We start from the raw sequence: 16,757 nt of genomic DNA, 5'->3' as shown, positions 1-16,757 counted from the left end.
TAGTAGCGTTTTATTTTATAAGAAATTTCAATTTTACAAAAAAAACTACTCTAGCACGGTCATATTTACTAATTCTATTTTCTTATTTATTGCTTCTTCAATTACAAAACGATACGCTCCAATGGTGATAACCGCTCCATTTTGAGGAATTTCGGTAGTAAAATTCACAATAAACCCCCCAAGTGTTCCATACGAATCACTTTCCGGAATAGCCAGTTTATAGGTATCATTAAGGTACTCGACGTCTAACCGGGCTGAGAAAACGTATTCGCCATCACCGAGTTCTTTTTCAATCAATTCTTCATCTGAATCGTGTTCATCTTCAATTTCACCAAAAAGCTCTTCCACAATATCCTCTACGGTAATAATTCCGGAGGTGCCGCCGTATTCATCTAATACAATAGCTACACTTTTACGTTTTTTGATCAGCAAACTCATCGCATCTTTGATAAAGATTGTTTCCGGAACAAATTCTACCGGAATCACAATATCCTTGATACTGTCTGGTTTTTTGAACATATCAAAGGAATGCACGTAGCCTACAATGTCATCGAGTGAATTTTGAAACACCACTATTTTAGAATAGCCTGTTTCTATAAACAATTCTCGGAGATCTATGATGGTATCCGACAAGTCAATGGCTATAATTTCAGTACGGGGATTCATCACATCTCTGGCTTTGACTCCTGAAAATTCTAATGCGTTTTGAAACATCAGAATTTCAGAATCCATGGCATCATCATCTTCAACACTACTCATTTGTTCCGTAATGTAATTCCCCAGCTCAATTTTACTGAAATAAAGCTGTACATTATCGCCTTCGGTTTTGAAGAATTTTATCAAAACAAAATCAGAAACCCAAATAAAAAATGCAGCTATAAAATAGAAAATACTAAAAAAGAAATAGGCGGGAATTGCAAAAAACTTAAATAGAAAATTGGCATAAATTTGAAAAAAAACTTTTGGCAAGAACTCTGCGGTAATCAGCACAATGATAGTAGAAATTATGGTTTGAATTAATAAATCCAAGAAATCCGAAAACTGAAGCCCCAGAGTAACAAACCAGCGCATCAATAATTCGCCCATAAAAAAACCGTAGACCACCATGGTGACATTATTCCCAATGAGCATGGCTACGATAAACTTGGAGGGCTTTTCAGTAAGCTTTGTCAGTATTCTGGAAACAAAACCGCCTTGTTTTTTTTCAATTTCAAGATATATTTTATTTGAAGAGACAAACGCTATCTCCATTCCTGAAAAAAAAGCACTTAGTATTAGACACAGGAAAATAACACTAATCTCCATGAATTAGGATTTTTTGTTTCGGTCTTCAAACTTTTTAGCAAATTTTCTTCTAAAGAAAAACATAAAAACGGCTAATCCGGCAAACATGAAACTCAACCACGGATTTTCTTCCTCGGCATTTAACTTTATGAAGCCATCATAAATAAAATAGGCTCCAAAAACAAGATAAACGTATTGTGTGTATTTTAAATAGTTCATAGGGTGTTGTGTTATTCAGCGGTTTCGAGTTCGCCGGTTATTTTTTGAGAATTAATCACTTTGAAATCCTTGCTAAAATCGATTCCTTGTCCATTTGAAACACCTTTTGGGTCTGTTAATTTAAACCTTCTTTCGGTAAAAAACCACTCATTCCTTTGATCAAAATAAAGTTGCTCTGTTTCTAACAGCTGTCCATTTTCATTAGAGATCCTTACTTTTCCCTGCAGATCAATTACTGCTGTTCCTTTGTAAGAAATGGCATAATTTGATTTGATAAATGTTTTCTTCCCTTTTTTGTCAAATAAAGTAACATCAATCCCTTTTGGGAATTCCGTAAAAGGAAAGCTAACGCTAGAATAATCTAACATTTTAGAGCTGATCAAAATGGATGTAATCCTTCCTGAATCTGTATATTTGAGATTTACCATATCAGCATCACTACTGGGAACAAACTCGGAAAAATTTATTTTTTGTATTTCCTTAAAATTACTTTCGCACCCCAAAAAAAGCGCTCCGGCAAAAACCGCGACCCCTAATTTGATATAATATTTTTTGACTACTGTCATAAGTTGGCCTGGACGAAAAAATTGGAAAAAGTACTTCTTTTTATTCTAGTTGAATTTTCTTCTGATGAACCATTCGTCATTAAGAGAAAAACTCACACTTACATTGGCGTAGTTTTCTTGAACTAAACTAGATGCTGTAGTTCCTTTTTTGCCTAATTCAAATCCAATATTCACATTAGAGAACTGACCTGTTAGTGGCAATCCAATGCCTAGAGTTAATCCCATATCATCAATGGATTCTGAATTGATCACCATTCCGGTTTTTTCAAATTTCAAACCCCCTCGGTACGTAATCCTTTTTGTGTAGCTTGTGAACGAGTTGTAATTAGGAATAAAATACCCTCCAATGCTGTATTTCGAATGCTTTTCGTAGGTAACATTTGGCATTGAATTAAAATTATTTGCCAAGGATCCTGCATCCTGTAGCGTCACACCAACTCCTACGAGCCATTTTCTGGCCTGGCCAAAACCTGCTGCTAATGCTAATTTACTCGGCATTTTCAAATTCACTTGGCCCTTTACATCATCCAGCGCATCTACAACCACCACATCAAAATTTGAACTAAAAACCACTGTCGAAATATTCCTGTTGTTTTTAGACACCAATGTATTTTCCAGCGTATAATTTGCACTACTAAAAAAAGAGATTTTTTTATAGATTTTAGTCTGATACATCATCCCTACATTAAAATTCACGCCAGACAAATCAATCGTATTCAATTCTCTGGTTCCAACAGGAACTCCACTAATGAATTCAAGGTTATTAGATTCAATTTTTCCAAAATTATACTGCACATCGGCACCTACACTAAAATTTGGCGTCACTTTATACCCTACTCCTAAAAAGGCCTTGTTCAAACCACCAGTACCATTGAAACGCTTGCTGTTTTGCGAGGGATCAGTAGCAATAGATTGTATTTTATATCCTACCGATGAATACGGAATCAATCCAAAACCCAACCCAAACTTACCAATAGGCAAACCCACGGCCAGGTAATCCAGAGTCGTTCTTCTTGTATTTGCAGCTTCAGTATCTGTTTTCATTTTTGTGGTCGCATGCGTACCACCCAGGGTAAAAGTAGTTAGTTTAAGACTTGCATAACTGGCTGGATTTTGCAAGTTCATGTGTATACTGTCTTGTTCAATGGCTATTCCTGCCATCGAACGGTTTTCCAACGTTCCTTTGAACCTAACATCTCCTATTCCATAAAAAGAATACGGGGACGCTGTTCCTTCTTGAGCAAAAGATACTAATGATAAAAGCAAACAGGCGCTTATTATAATTTTTTTAATCATTTTTGGTTTTATGTTGAAATGTTTGGTTTAAACTTTCCAGAAGAAAATTTGAATTGGCAAATATGGTATTTTTTAATCGTTTAGCCAAAAAATCTGTGTCTCCACCCGTTAAAATTATTATAAAATTTAAATACCGTGCTTTATATTGATTTATAAACCCGTCAATCTCATAAACTAAACCGTTTACCACTCCGGAATGAATCGATTCTGAAGTTGATTTCCCAATCAAATCTTCCGGAATCCCCAGAGACAATAAAGGTAATTTTGCGGTGTAGTGATGCAATGCTTCATAGCGCAATCGCAGTCCCGGCGAGATCGCTCCCCCTAAATAATTATTTTCCTGATCTATAAAATCATAGGTAATGCAAGTTCCGGCATCAATGACCAGCCGGTTTTGATCCGGATACCGGAGCGTAGCCCCTGCAGCAAGAACCATACGGTCAATTCCCAAAGTTTGTGGCGTTGCGTATTTATTTTGGAACGGAAAAGAATCCTTATTCGAGATAAAATGCACTTTTATCTCTTTATCGAAAGCTAAAAACGGCTGTTTTCCGAGATCTCCAACTGAAGAAACCACCAAATCAGTTGTTTTTTTAAAGTTTTTTAAAATATTTTTAATATTTTTTTCCAATTCAATTTGGCTAAAAACAAAAACCTCCAAAAGCATAGCACCCTCAAAAACAGCGGCTTTAATTCTGGTATTTCCCACATCAACTACTAAAATCATAATTTCTTTTTTGATGGGACAAAGGTACGAATTGATTTTTTTTTAAAATTGTTTTGGATAAACTAAAAATCATACTATATTTGCACCCGCAAACAAGTTCATCGAACTCCTACTAAAATAAGAGCAAAGTGAGATAATAGCGAGGTACCTTAGCTCAGATGGTAGAGCAATGGACTGAAAATCCATGTGTCCCTGGTTCGATCCCTGGAGGTACCACAAAACCCACTCAAACGAGTGGGTTTTTTGTTTTTATACAAAATCAAAAACAACTTTGTTCAAGACTTGATCTAAAACACATTCCTTTCGTCCTTGCTCAAAGCAGTATTGCAAGAAACAAAATACTCGTACAGCAATAAAATTCCCTTCAAAAGACCTCAAAAAGCGCCTTCGTTTCTGGAATCAGTAGTTCCCTCTTGTTCCCAAAAAAATATTTTATTCCGTGTACAAACTCCATAAAAACAGCCCGCACTCTCGTTTAATGCATTGCCTCCATATTCTTTTAATTAAAAACAAATAGGCCTAATTGCAAAAAACACAATCGCACACGAACCCCTTCTTATCTTTTTAATAATTCCCCTACAAAAAGATTACGCTTCTCTGTTTGCAAAAAACACTTTTTAAATAAGTAGGAAAACCAGGCTTATAAAAGGAATAACACATACCCCTGAAAAATAAAGACCGAGTAAAAAGAGGTCCTTTTACAATTTAGCTTTGCATTTTTTTTCCGGCAGCAACATCTCCCTCAGTCGCTTTATCTCCCACATTTGTATTGAAAGAAAAAACAGGTATTCCAATACGGATTTCAAAAATCATACCGAGCATCGCCCAGTGGCCATGATACAACTACAACTGGTCTTGGCGTCTTGTAAAGATTTATTTCTTGCTTTCCTTACAAAAAAGGTTCTCAGAATTATCAAAGAGTAATGACAACAAGAAGAAGAATACTCTTATTTTGATGTTTTTATCGGACTACACTGTTCTTTTTTCCTATATTTACTAAAAACCAAACTTCCTCTTTTGCCGGAACAAGCAAATTATGACCAATTGTAACACCAAGAATTAGTTGCCTGTATGCCTTTTCTCTTGAATTAAATAAAAATTAGCGATACCATTACACTATGAAAAAAATTTCCCTGTTACTGCTTTTTATTGCCACGCTGCAAGCCACTATTGCTCAAAACGGAACAGAACCCGTACACCTTACAGATCTGCTAAAAATTAAAACCATCAACAACGTCACACTAACTAAAGACGGAACAAAAGTGGCCTTTACCCTGACCACTATCGAGCCTGACCAGACTAGTACGCTGGATTATAAGTATCGAACCCAGATATATAGCGCATCCACGGCAAACACAGCCACTCCGTTGCAGTTGACCACTAGCAAAGAAGGTGCTGCAAAACCCGCATGGAGTCCAGACGGAAAGCAGCTTGCTTTTACGCGCTCCGTAGAAGACAAATCTCAAGTTTTTATTTTATCCCTAGATGGAGGAGAATCCATGCAATTGACCAGCCATAAGTACGGCGCAAACAACCCAAAATGGTCTCCAGATGGCAAAAAAATACTTTTTTCATCAAGTCTTTCTCTACAAGAATTAATTGCAGACTCTACCCTAAACAAATCACATGACATACCAACTTGGGCCATGGAAAAACCTGGTTTTACCAATAATGAACATTTGTTACCCAATAGCGACAAACCAAACCCAAATGGGAGCTTATCCCAGATAAGAGCCTATCTTGAAAAAAATGCCGTGGATAAAAAAGCAATCGTCCTAAACAAATTAAACTTTCAAAGTGAGTCGGCTATCTCATCCGAAATGACTTATAACCATTTCTTTGATATCAATGTGACTAAAGATGCTGCGCCACGACTGCTCACAAAAGGATTTTATAGTTTTACCAATGCTGACTATACTCCAGACGGCAAACAACTCATTTTCTCGGGCGATATGGACACCGCAGAAAATCCGGATCGCTCTTTAGAAAGCGAAATTTATTTAGCGGATAGTGATGGGACTAATTTAAAAATGATCTTAGGCGAAAAGGACAAAAGATACAGCAATGCCTCCGTATCGCATTCCGGAAAATGGCTTGCCTTTCTTTTTAGTTCTACTTCTTTCGTCTCAGTCCCTACCTTAGCAATAATGCCAATAAACGGAACCGAAAAAGACATTATAACGATCCCATTTGATCGCAATAAAACAAATCTCATTTGGAGTACTGATGACAAACACCTCTACTTCACTGGACAAAGCAATGGTGGAAATGTCCTGAACAAAGTCACTATTGCCACCAGAAAAGTAGATTCTTTATCGAGCAGTGAGATTGGCATTACCAGTTTTGACATTGCAAACAAAACCCTTGTTTATTCTAAAACAGCGATTTCAAATCCATCCGAACTGTATTTTTCCACTACGGATTTCAAAAAAGAAAGAAAAGCCAGTACTTTTAATGATTGGGTGCAAACTAAAAAATTATCCTTTCCTGAAAAGAAAACGTTTGTCAACGATTTAGGGATGACCATTGAGTATTGGGTAATGAAGCCTGCCAACTACCAAGCAGGAGAAAAATACCCTTTGTTGCTGGAAATTCATGGAGGGCCATCTGCTATGTGGGGACCAGGTGAAGAAAGCATGTGGCACGAATACCAATATTTTTGTAGCAAAGGATATGGTGTAGTGTATAGCAATCCTAGGGGTTCCGGCGGTTATGGTTTAGATTTTTTACGGGGTAACATCAATGACTGGGGCAAAGGTCCTGCAAGCGATGTGCTGACCGCTTTAGATAAAACTATCGATCAAGGCTGGGCTGATCCCGATAAACTATTGATAACCGGAGGTTCTTATGCTGGTTACCTGACGGCTTGGATTATCAGCCATGACAATCGATTCAAAGCCGCCTGCGCACAACGTGGCGTGTACGACCTGAACACCTTTTTTGGCGAAGGGAATGCCTGGAGACTGGTTCCTAATTATTTTGGCGGCTATCCGTGGGAACCCAAAGTGAAAGAAATTCTGGCGAGAGAATCCCCTTTGACATACGTTGAAAACATCAAGACACCATTTATTATTTTTCACGGGGGCAATGACCGTCGTACGGGATTCGTTCAGGGAGAAATGATGTATCGCAGTCTCAAGGTTCTGGGGCGTCCCGTTGAATATGTAGTCCATCCGGGAGCAACACACGAAATCACTCGCAATGGCGACAACAGACAGCGAATGGATCAAATGTTGCGAACCTATGAATTCTTTGAAAGATGGATTGCTAAAAAATAAAAAACTCAATTTTAAAATTACGTAGAATAAAAAAATTAAATTAAGTACGTTTATATAAGTATTAACCCATTGGGTGCAATTATTCAAAACGTCAGTTCGAGTGTTTTTTGTGTAGTAAAACGGAACAAACTTCTCGATACGCTTCGCACTCGAAGTGACGTGTATCGAGAACCGTTTTTAATACTAATTTTCTAGTTCTCGATATAATCCCGCCCAAAAGCGGGATCACTCGAACTGACGAAAATTATCATCAAAAATTAATTGCACCCAACGGGTTAAGTATTAATACTTGTATTTACGTAACAATACTTAATTAATTGGATTATGATTAAAGTAACAGTAGTCGGAAACGGCATGCTAGGATACAAGTTTTGCGAAAAATTTATTGCAAAACCCGGACAGGAAAAACATCAAATTACCGTATTTGGAGAAGAGCCCAGACGCGCGTATGATAGCGTTGACTTATGTAAAAACTTGGTTCAAGGCCAGAAAAACAAGCGGTTTTCCAAGCAATAGAGGCGGTTGCCTCAAATACAAAGACAAGCAAATTGCCATCATCAACTTTGAATGCAAAAAAGAATGGTATGCTTGTCAAAACGCCTGCCCTAATAAAATGAAAATGGCTCTTTCCAGAGGAATGTTGAGTTCTATGGGAGATATTCCCAAAATAGCCTGCCCTTTGCACAAAAAAACTTTTTCACTTGTGGACGGTACCAATTTAAATGGAGACGATCTAAAAATTGCGACTTATCCTGAAAAAATTATAGGTAACGAGGTATTCGTTGGCTTTTTGGATTAATTATGTATCTTTGATTTTAAACCTTTCAAATGACAATCTTACAATTCCAAAATGCCAGCGCATGGATTGATGCAGAAAATGCACAAGATCCAAATCATGAAATAGACCACTCTGTTTCGCAGCCAAAGGAACTATTGTACTCTAATCGAATGTACGAAAGGCTGATGGATTTTTATCCAAATGCATCCGAAGCTGTTCAAATTTCGGCCAAAGCACAACACATTTGCCGATGGAAAATGCCCCGAGAATCCTATCCAATGGATCGAGTGGGCTATTTAAAATGGCGCGAAGATTTGAAAAAATTTCACGCTAAAACCACTGCTGAAATTTTAGAAAAAGCAGGATATTCCACAGCATTTATTGCACGGGTTTCTTTCCTTATCGAAAAAAAATTACTCAAAAAAGATATCGAAACACAACTCCTTGAAGATGTAATTTGTTTGGTGTTTATGGAATTTTATTTGGATCCTTTTGTTCAAAAACACGACCGAGAGAAAATGAAAAATATTATCTTGAAAACCTGGAATAAAATGTCTGAAAAAGGACAACAGGAAGCCCTAAAAATAAAATTTAGCGCTGAAAATTTCGATTTGATAAAAGAAGCGCTTGGTTTGTAAATCGACATGCTTATGAAAAACAGAGCCACAGCATCTGTTGACAAAGACACCTTCAAAAATCTAAGACGATTCTATCTATTTGCCTTATTGACTATTGTGGTTACGGTTCTGTTAAGTAATTGGGCTCTTCCGTAATCTTAAGTGCGTTGTTGATGATTCCAAAATGGATATTACAAACATCCCTGAAGAGCTCGCTCATTCTCTCAAATGACAAGTATTGTCTAGTATGCATATAAGCAATAGTAGCTTGAATATTAGATTCATAACTGGTAGGCGAGTTAACTCGGCTAGGGAACAAAGCTTTGGTATGATAGCCACAAGGACAAGTTTTTTGAAATATACCGTGTTCAGTAAATTCAGGAATAATCGGTGGTATGTCAACAACTTGTCTGCGTAGCATAAATAGTGCTAGTTGATCAAACAAATCATCACCACAATGATTGCAAAATTCTAGTTGGTGCTCAATGACAACATCTGGGTTGGCAATCATTTCCAAAGTATTGCCTTGGTGACCTGGTTGTCTGCCTATTTTTTTTGGTTTTAAAGGTCTATTTAATTTTGGCTTTCGTGATGTGCTTCGCAGTTCGTCTTTTGATGATGAAACTGAACTATTACGACTGTTTTTTGCGATGCGTTAGGTCATCGATTTTATCAAGTAATTTTTCAACTAATGATTCTAATCGGGTAACTTTGACCTCTAATTCAGCAATACGTTTTTTATCTGTGTTCTATTTCTATTTGTTTGACACAAGGGAAACAAACACCTACAAAAAGCAACTAAAATCAGGCGAATACTTGTTAAGAAGTAATAAACAATTACTTAAAATAAAGCTGTTTTTTTAAAAGCAAAAAGTTAAAATTGTTTATAACTATGTTTTTTTTAGAACAGGCTGAATAGTTACGGCTTTTCAATTATTTCATTCAACAACTAGTTGATATTTAAGATTATGTCGCAGTACTACAATAGATTTTACAGATTAGTCAGTGTCAAAATATAATATTTATTACAAATTTCAATTGGGATTTATTTCAAATTAGTATTTTTGATTTGAATATTTAAACATATCTAATCCGCTAATACTTAATTTTTTTTAACACGATAATCTTCACTACTCACATGGCAAAACCTATTTTACTTTTAGAAGACCATAAATTGGTAACGGATTGTTACATTATGGCATTACATAGTTTAAATCTATATACCGATATTATTGTATCTCATTCTTTGCATCATGCTTATACTACTTTAACAGATCCAAATTTTAATATTTTGAGGTTAGCTATTTTAGATTTCAGTATGGCCGAGTATGAGCCTCTTAATTTAAAAAATGGTGAAGATATTGCTTTGATTATACGGTCAAAATTTCCTGATGCGAAAATTATATTTATCTCAGGACAACTTCACAGTTTAGAATTAGAAAGTCTATTAAAAAATATTAAACCTGATGCTATTGTTGAAAAAGCAGATATAAACTATAGTGATCTGAGTATTATTTTCCAAAAGGTGCTTAATGGAGGAGTATTTTACAGTAGTCATATTTTACAAAGAATAAAGCATAATAAATCCAATTATATATTTTTAGATTATCTGAATTTAATGATTATTCAATTGATTTGTAAAGGTATAGCTACCAAGAATTTGCCAATGCATTTACCGATTTCACTAAGTGCTGTTAATAAAAGAAAAGCTAAAATAAAAGTTATTTTGAATATTGAGAATGGTTCTAATGAAGCAATTATAAAGGAAGCCAAAAAACGTGGGTTGATTTAAAGTACAATTGTAAATTTAACATTTTGGGTAGTTTTACTACCCTTTTTTATTTTAGAAGTTTTTTATTTTTGTTCATTTTTAACTAATCAAAATGAATTTTATGAGAAAACACTACATATTAGTAATGCTATTATTTCCACTATTATCATTCGCACAAGATAAAATACTATTCAGTTACGACCAGGCTGGGAATCAAGTTTTGCGGGAAATATGTATTAATTGTAATGCTAGAACTACAGCTAAACCAGTAAAAGAATTAAAAAAAGAGGACTTACAAAAAATTGATCAGATTTCTTATTATCCAAATCCTGTATCAGAGGAACTCTATCTTAATTGGGAATTGGTGCCAGATAAAAAAGTAGTTGAAATTAAATTAATTTCAATAAATGGCACGTTACTACAAAGGTATGTTCCTGCCGACAAACAAATGTCAATCAGTTTTCAAGGTTATCCAAGTGGACTTTATGTAGTTCAGTTTAGTTATAATACTGATGAACAAAAGAGTATTAAAATTATTAAGAAATAGTTACTATCCTTCAGTACCGTTTACTCTTTATATATTTCAAAAAAAACAATTTACAATATTTTACATATCCAATAGAATTTAATATGAAAAAACTTTATTTTTTACTCTTCTTGTTTGGACAATTTTGTTTGGCTCAGAATTTCACAGATACCAAGGGAGAATTACAAATTTCTAATTCTGGAACAGCTTCCTTTAATTTGCCCATCGCAGTACCCCCAAGTATTATGAATGTCGCTCCAGTAATTAATCTTACCTATTCTAGTGGAGCTCGGGGAGGTATTGCTGGACAAGGGTGGAGTATCAATAGTATTTCATCTATAACTCGAATGGCTACAAGAAGAGACATTGATGGATTTGTTGATGGGGTAGATTTTGATAGTGATGATAAATTAGCCTTAGATGGTCAGCGTTTACTTATAAAAACAGGTGCTTATTGGGGAAGCGGATCTACCTATGAAACGGAATACAAAAGCAATACTAAAATTGAGTATGTTGTTCAGGGTAATATGGCTTTCTTTGTCGTTACGGCACCGGATGGCTCTAGGTCATGGTATGGGAGTACTGGAAATGGCACTTATCAAAATGCAGTTTCAGTAACAGCTTGGCATATTGTGCGCTATGAGGATGTGAATGGCAATAGAATTGATTATAACTATATGAATGTGGTGTATAATGCTACTAATCAACTTTACATTTCAAGTATTTCATTTAGCGGGAATCCCAGTGCGGGAATTGCATTTCAAAATTCAATTGTATTCAATTTTAAAAATTCACAACGTGTGGAGCGCGATTTTATTGGTGGAAACCCTTCTTATGCTTCTAAGATTTTAGATAATATTGAAGTACGAACTAACAACACTATTTTTAGAAAATATCAATTGTCTCATATAGAAGATTACTTTTTAGGATACGAAAGGGTACAAAGTATTAAAGAACTTAATGCTCAAAATGAAGAATCAAACCCAGTTGAATTTGAATATGACATTAGCCCTAGATTTTTAGAAAGAAAGGAAAAATCATACGTAAACAACTTAGCTTTTGACAAAATAGATTTAGCAGGTGATTTTGATGGTGATGGTAGACTGGATTTTACGGCAAAAGATAAAATGTACACGAACCTTTTCTTGGGAAACAGTGGAAATACTCCTATTGATATGCCTGCCAAAGATGGCCAAATATTTATAGGAACTACTCTTACAAACAATAAAATGAATCAATTTCAGTCCATTTTTTATGTTAAAGAATCGCTGAATAGTATTGAGTTTAAAGCGTATAATTTAAATGCTACTGGTTTAACTTTGAATTATACAAAAAGTCTAAATTTCAATAACACAATGCTCTTAGATCCAAGTTCAGAGGGTTATTGTGCAGAACAAGCCAATTTACAAAAAATCAATACTTACCTCGAGGGTGATTTTAATGGAGATGGGATAAGTGAATTTCTTATTGAAAGCTTAAGAAATCAGAGAAGCACTACATACGAATATACAGAGTATGACCATAATACTGGTTATCCAATAAATGAATATTGTACAGAAACTTTTGATTATGACGGACTGGATTTTCACCTAGTTAACTTGGACCCTAATGCAAACACGTCAATTGGACAAAAAGATTTTGCTTTAATACCTAATGGAAATCTTTTAGAGGGTGGAAAAAAGTTTGTCATGGATTTTAATTCAGATGGCAAATCGGATATTTTACTTATAGATTATAACAGGAATTATAAAGTAATAGGCTTTAAACAGCTCAATGCTGCGCCATGGGTCGAATTGGAACTGCTAGGTTTTGGTATTATTGACAGTTATTCAGACACAAAACAAATCCTTTTTGGAGATTATAATGGAGATGGGAAAACGGATATTATGATTCCCCATTCAGAAGGAGGAAGTGGGCATACTTTGTGGCATATTTATTACAGTAATCCAAAAACATCTGGTGGTGATTTTTTCACAAAAGAAAGTCACAATATAGTTGAATACTGGCCTAATACAGGAACAACATATAGTACTCAAACTGATTTTAGTAGTTATTATGCAATTGATGTAAATAAAGATGGTAAATCAGACATTGTACGAGTTTGGAGAAAATATTACAAACCAAAATGGACGATAAATGATCATAACACACAATGGCGCGTAACCAGCTATGTAAATAATTTAGGGAAACTAGATTATCCAGGGTTCAATTATGATTATGATTCAGGACTGTTTGATAATGACTCTCCAGATATACCTATTCCAGTAACCTCAAATTTCAGATACAATGGAGCCAATACTGATCTTGTACTTGTAAGAGGACATCATAATAAAATTGAGTATTACCAATTCTATAAAAATGTAGAAAAAGAAAATAGATTAATATCGGTAACTGCAGCTAGTGGAAATATAAAGCAAACTATTGATTATAAACCAATGGAAGCAAGTGATACTAGTTATGGTAATGCGACATCCGATTTTTATTCTTCAAGTGATTCGGTAACCTATCCCAACATTGAAATTATCCGTAACCCTACCAGTTTTTTGGTCTCTAAATTAACTGCTACAATCAATGGGATTTCTAAATATCAGGATTTTAGATATAGAGGGTATGTTTCTAACTTCAATTTCGGAACTGTTGGTTTCATTCGGACTTCTAGAAGCAGCTGGTATTTATCAGATTCGGATTCAAAAATTTGGTCAACACAACACAATGATATAACACTAAAAGGAGCAACTACTCTTTCTTGGTCAAGTACTAATTCCAATACTGTTTTTGATGCAGTACCTACAGATTTATTAAATACCAAAACGAACACTTTTGATACTTATATACATCCAGCCTCAAAAGTTTACAATGTTTTATTGAACAAACAATCGACAATTGATCATTTAACTGGAGTAACAACTGAAGATACTTTTACTTATGACGGCTCAGTCAACTCTAGTTCGTATTATGGACTAGAAACACAACGAGTTTCTAAAAAAAGTATTGGCACTGCCCTGCAGGGAACAGCAACCACCACCTCAACCTATGAAAATAACCCATCAGGTGTAGGGGCAAATTATTATGTAGGACGTCCTAAAACTATTGCTACTTCAACATCAAATAGCACCGGCGATACGAGAACAACTAGTGAAACGTATACCTATTCTGGAACGACATTATCCAAATCTGAAAAAACGGGTCATAATACCGGTTATGCTCTCGTCGAAGATATGACGTATGATACATTAGGGAATTTACTAACAAAAACTATTAGTGCTCCGGGCGCTCCAAGTCCTGTTGCTTCAAGAACAATTACTGATGAATACGACAACTCTAAACGATTCGTTATAAAGAAAACAGATCATCAAGGATTTATTAATCAGTTTACCTATAATACTTTGGGCCAAGTACTATCATCAACAAATTATATGGGTGTAGTTAGTACTAATGGCTATGATAGTTGGGGCAAACTAATTAATTCATCGGTATCAAATGCTTCAGCAACACCCCTTACAACAACAACAGTCTATAACAAATTAAGTTCTGGTGGATATACTACAACCACTACCAATAATTTAAATGGATTATCTGTTGTAGAATATGATGTTTTAGGTCGTGAAGTGCGCAACTCAACAAAAGGATTGGCAGCTGGATCTATGATCTCAACCATGGTTTCTTATGACGCTTTAGGAAGGAAATCATGGGTAAGTGAACCCTATTTTTCATTCCCTAATAGATTTACTAATTATGAATATGATTATTTACAACGTCCCGTAAAAGTAACTGCACCTACTGGTCGTATACAAACATTATCCTATTCAGGATTGACAACTGCAAGTATTGATGATGGAAAAACCACCACTGCAGCGCTTGATGCTTTGGGGAATAAAATAGAAACTACTGATCCAGGTGGTGTAATTGCATTCACGTACTACGCTAACGGTCAATTAAAACAATCTAATTATGAGGGACATAAAGTAACAATTAGTATTGACGGATGGGGTAATAAAATTGCTATGAATGATCCTAATGCTGGAAATTATTCCTATACTTATGACGCTTTTGGTCAATCCTTGACAGAAACGACTCCGAAAGGAAGTACAACCAATACCTATGACGCTTATGGTAAATTGATAAAGAAAAAATTAATTGGCGATGGCACTGATATAGAAACAGATTATGTTTATAATTCATTAAATCAACTTACTAGTGAGACTAGTAAAAAATCTAATGGAGTTAGTATTGATGTGTTCACGTATGGCTATGATAGTTTGCATCGCTTGTTAACAACCAGTGAATCCAACAGCCGATTTACACAATCTAAATCGATCACATTCGATTCGTTTAGCAGACCTGTTACCAGTACCAGTACCACTCAAGAATTGATTACTGGGATGGTGGCTACTGTGGTGACAAAGAATAACTATAACACCTATAATGGCATTATGGACAAAATTACCGATGGTAATGATGCCGTATTGTGGCAGTGGAATACCGCCAATGAAAAAATGCAATCGTTGACAGAGACACTAGGGAATGGTATTGCCATTACCAATGCCTACACAATTGATGGGTATTTTAGTTCACAAAAACACCTGCTATCCAGTACAGCTATTTTGCATAATACGTATGATTTTAATGGAATAAAAGGTACATTAAACAGTCGCCAGAACCTAACACTAGGCACTAGTGAAAGTTTTATCTATGACAACTTGGATCGATTGACGCAATGGACGAATCCATTGAATGGTACTAGCGATTCTAACAGCTATGATAACAAAGGACGTATTACCACCAACAATAAATTAGGTTCAGTAAATTATAACACAGACGTAGCAACTGGTATTTACAGAAAGAGTGCTATTGTCCTTACTCCCGAAGGGAAGAATTATTACAACACATTACCCAAACAAGTAGTGAGTTATACCATGTTCAAAAGCCCGATAAGTATAAATGAGAGTGATAAAGGAAGTACTACTTTTGCTTACAATTCGCATTTGTCCCGTCAAACTATGAATTATGGTTTTACCATTACACCACCAGCTACTACCGGAGTATATACTAAAACTAAGGATTATACTGATGATGGTACGGTAGAGATTATTAAAACCCCTACAACTATTACCATTCGTACCTATATTGCAGGAGATGCCTATGGTGCCCCACTGTATGTAGAAAAAATAAAAAACCTAGCGACAGGAACTATAGTCGATAAAAAGTACTACTTACATCGCGATTATTTAGGCAGTATTATTGCCATTTCTGATGAAAATGGACTAGCCATAGAACGCCGTCATTTTGATGCTTGGGGAAATTTAGCTAAATTGCAACAAAATGGAGTAGCAATAGTTTTACCTACAGATGGTACCGCTGCAAAATTGCTTTTCTTAGATCGTGGTTATACGAGTCATGAACACCTTTCTGAGGTAGGCTTAATTCATATGAACGGTCGTTTATATGATCCTGTTTTACGTTCTTTCTTAATGCCCGATAATTTTATCCAGCAACCGGAGAATACCCAAAACTACAACCGCTATGCGTATGTGTTGAACAACCCACTAATGTATACCGATCCTAGTGGGGAAATAATTCCTTTTTTGGTTGCAGTTGCTATTGGCGCAGCTGTTTCTGCTACCGTTTATACTTTAACTGCTCTAATGAGCGATGTACCTTTTAGTGTTGGTGGCTTGCTAAAAGCCACTTTTAT

The 16,757-nt window shown here is 35.5% G+C and carries 12 protein-coding genes, 1 tRNA gene and 1 pseudogene; 7 read left to right on the top strand and 7 right to left on the bottom strand.

Annotated elements, in window-relative coordinates; genetic code table 11:
- Nucleotides 1–45 precede the first annotated feature (45 nt).
- Genes EKM03_RS10820 through EKM03_RS10800 form a run of 5 tightly spaced genes read right to left on the bottom strand, consistent with a single transcriptional unit; the run spans nt 46 to nt 4,092 of the window.
- Nucleotides 46–1,305, bottom strand: coding sequence for a hemolysin family protein (locus EKM03_RS10820; RefSeq protein ID WP_126457477.1), 1,260 nt, complete (start codon nt 1,303–1,305; stop codon nt 46–48).
- A gap of 3 nt (nt 1,306–1,308) precedes the next feature.
- Nucleotides 1,309–1,503: a hypothetical protein gene (locus EKM03_RS10815; protein ID WP_126457478.1), complete on the bottom strand. Its 195-nt coding sequence runs from the start codon at nt 1,501–1,503 to the stop codon at nt 1,309–1,311.
- An 11-nt stretch (nt 1,504–1,514) separates the two neighbouring features.
- Entirely contained in the window at nt 1,515–2,069 is a 555-nt protein-coding gene (lptC, locus tag EKM03_RS10810) for an LPS export ABC transporter periplasmic protein LptC (protein ID WP_126554919.1), read from the bottom strand.
- A 45-nt stretch (nt 2,070–2,114) separates the two neighbouring features.
- Nucleotides 2,115–3,365, bottom strand: coding sequence for a hypothetical protein (locus EKM03_RS10805; protein WP_126554917.1), 1,251 nt, complete (start codon nt 3,363–3,365; stop codon nt 2,115–2,117).
- Nucleotides 3,358–4,092, bottom strand: coding sequence for a type III pantothenate kinase (locus EKM03_RS10800; protein WP_126554915.1), 735 nt, complete (start codon nt 4,090–4,092; stop codon nt 3,358–3,360). The genes EKM03_RS10805 and EKM03_RS10800 overlap by 8 nt, the downstream gene beginning before the upstream one ends.
- A 143-nt stretch (nt 4,093–4,235) precedes the next feature.
- On the opposite strand from EKM03_RS10800, the gene EKM03_RS10795 reads away from it, so the two are divergent.
- From EKM03_RS10795 to EKM03_RS10775, 4 genes are all read left to right on the top strand, one after another.
- Nucleotides 4,236–4,308 (top strand) — tRNA-Phe (locus EKM03_RS10795).
- Nucleotides 4,309–5,210: 902 nt separating this feature from the next.
- Nucleotides 5,211–7,370, top strand: coding sequence for a S9 family peptidase (locus EKM03_RS10790; RefSeq protein ID WP_126554913.1), 2,160 nt, complete (start codon nt 5,211–5,213; stop codon nt 7,368–7,370).
- Between the two features lie 448 nt (nt 7,371–7,818).
- Complete coding sequence (gene nirD, locus EKM03_RS10780) at nt 7,819–8,169, top strand: nitrite reductase small subunit NirD (protein ID WP_126554910.1); 351 nt, start codon at nt 7,819–7,821, stop codon at nt 8,167–8,169.
- Nucleotides 8,170–8,198: 29 nt separating this feature from the next.
- Nucleotides 8,199–8,786, top strand: coding sequence for a DUF4202 domain-containing protein (locus EKM03_RS10775; protein WP_126452893.1), 588 nt, complete (start codon nt 8,199–8,201; stop codon nt 8,784–8,786).
- 100 nt (nt 8,787–8,886) lie between these two features.
- Here the strand turns inward: EKM03_RS10775 and EKM03_RS14920 are convergent, their stop codons facing one another.
- Together EKM03_RS14920 and EKM03_RS15495 are read right to left on the bottom strand one after the other, a co-directional pair.
- Complete coding sequence (locus EKM03_RS14920) at nt 8,887–9,282, bottom strand: IS66 family transposase zinc-finger binding domain-containing protein (RefSeq protein WP_126554908.1); 396 nt, start codon at nt 9,280–9,282, stop codon at nt 8,887–8,889.
- Nucleotides 9,283–9,294: 12 nt separating this feature from the next.
- Nucleotides 9,295–9,417 (bottom strand): annotated as a pseudogene (locus EKM03_RS15495) (DUF6444 domain-containing protein); the annotation flags it as partial.
- 486 nt (nt 9,418–9,903) lie between these two features.
- Here EKM03_RS15495 and EKM03_RS10770 point away from each other — a divergent pair.
- From EKM03_RS10770 to EKM03_RS10760, 3 genes are all read left to right on the top strand, one after another.
- Entirely contained in the window at nt 9,904–10,557 is a 654-nt protein-coding gene (locus tag EKM03_RS10770; RefSeq protein ID WP_126554905.1) for a response regulator transcription factor, read from the top strand.
- A gap of 100 nt (nt 10,558–10,657) precedes the next feature.
- Nucleotides 10,658–11,083 (top strand): T9SS type A sorting domain-containing protein, encoded by a 426-nt coding sequence (locus EKM03_RS10765; RefSeq protein WP_233584083.1) that lies wholly within the window; start codon nt 10,658–10,660, stop codon nt 11,081–11,083.
- Nucleotides 11,084–11,166: 83 nt separating this feature from the next.
- Nucleotides 11,167–16,757: RHS repeat-associated core domain-containing protein (locus EKM03_RS10760; protein WP_126554903.1), on the top strand; the 5,591-nt coding region annotated here is incomplete at its 3' end.

Origin of the sequence: Flavobacterium sp. GSP6 (assembly GCF_003984855.1) — a bacterium.
Lineage (GTDB): Bacteria > Bacteroidota > Bacteroidia > Flavobacteriales > Flavobacteriaceae > Flavobacterium.
This window is presented reverse-complemented; position numbering and strand designations above follow the sequence as displayed.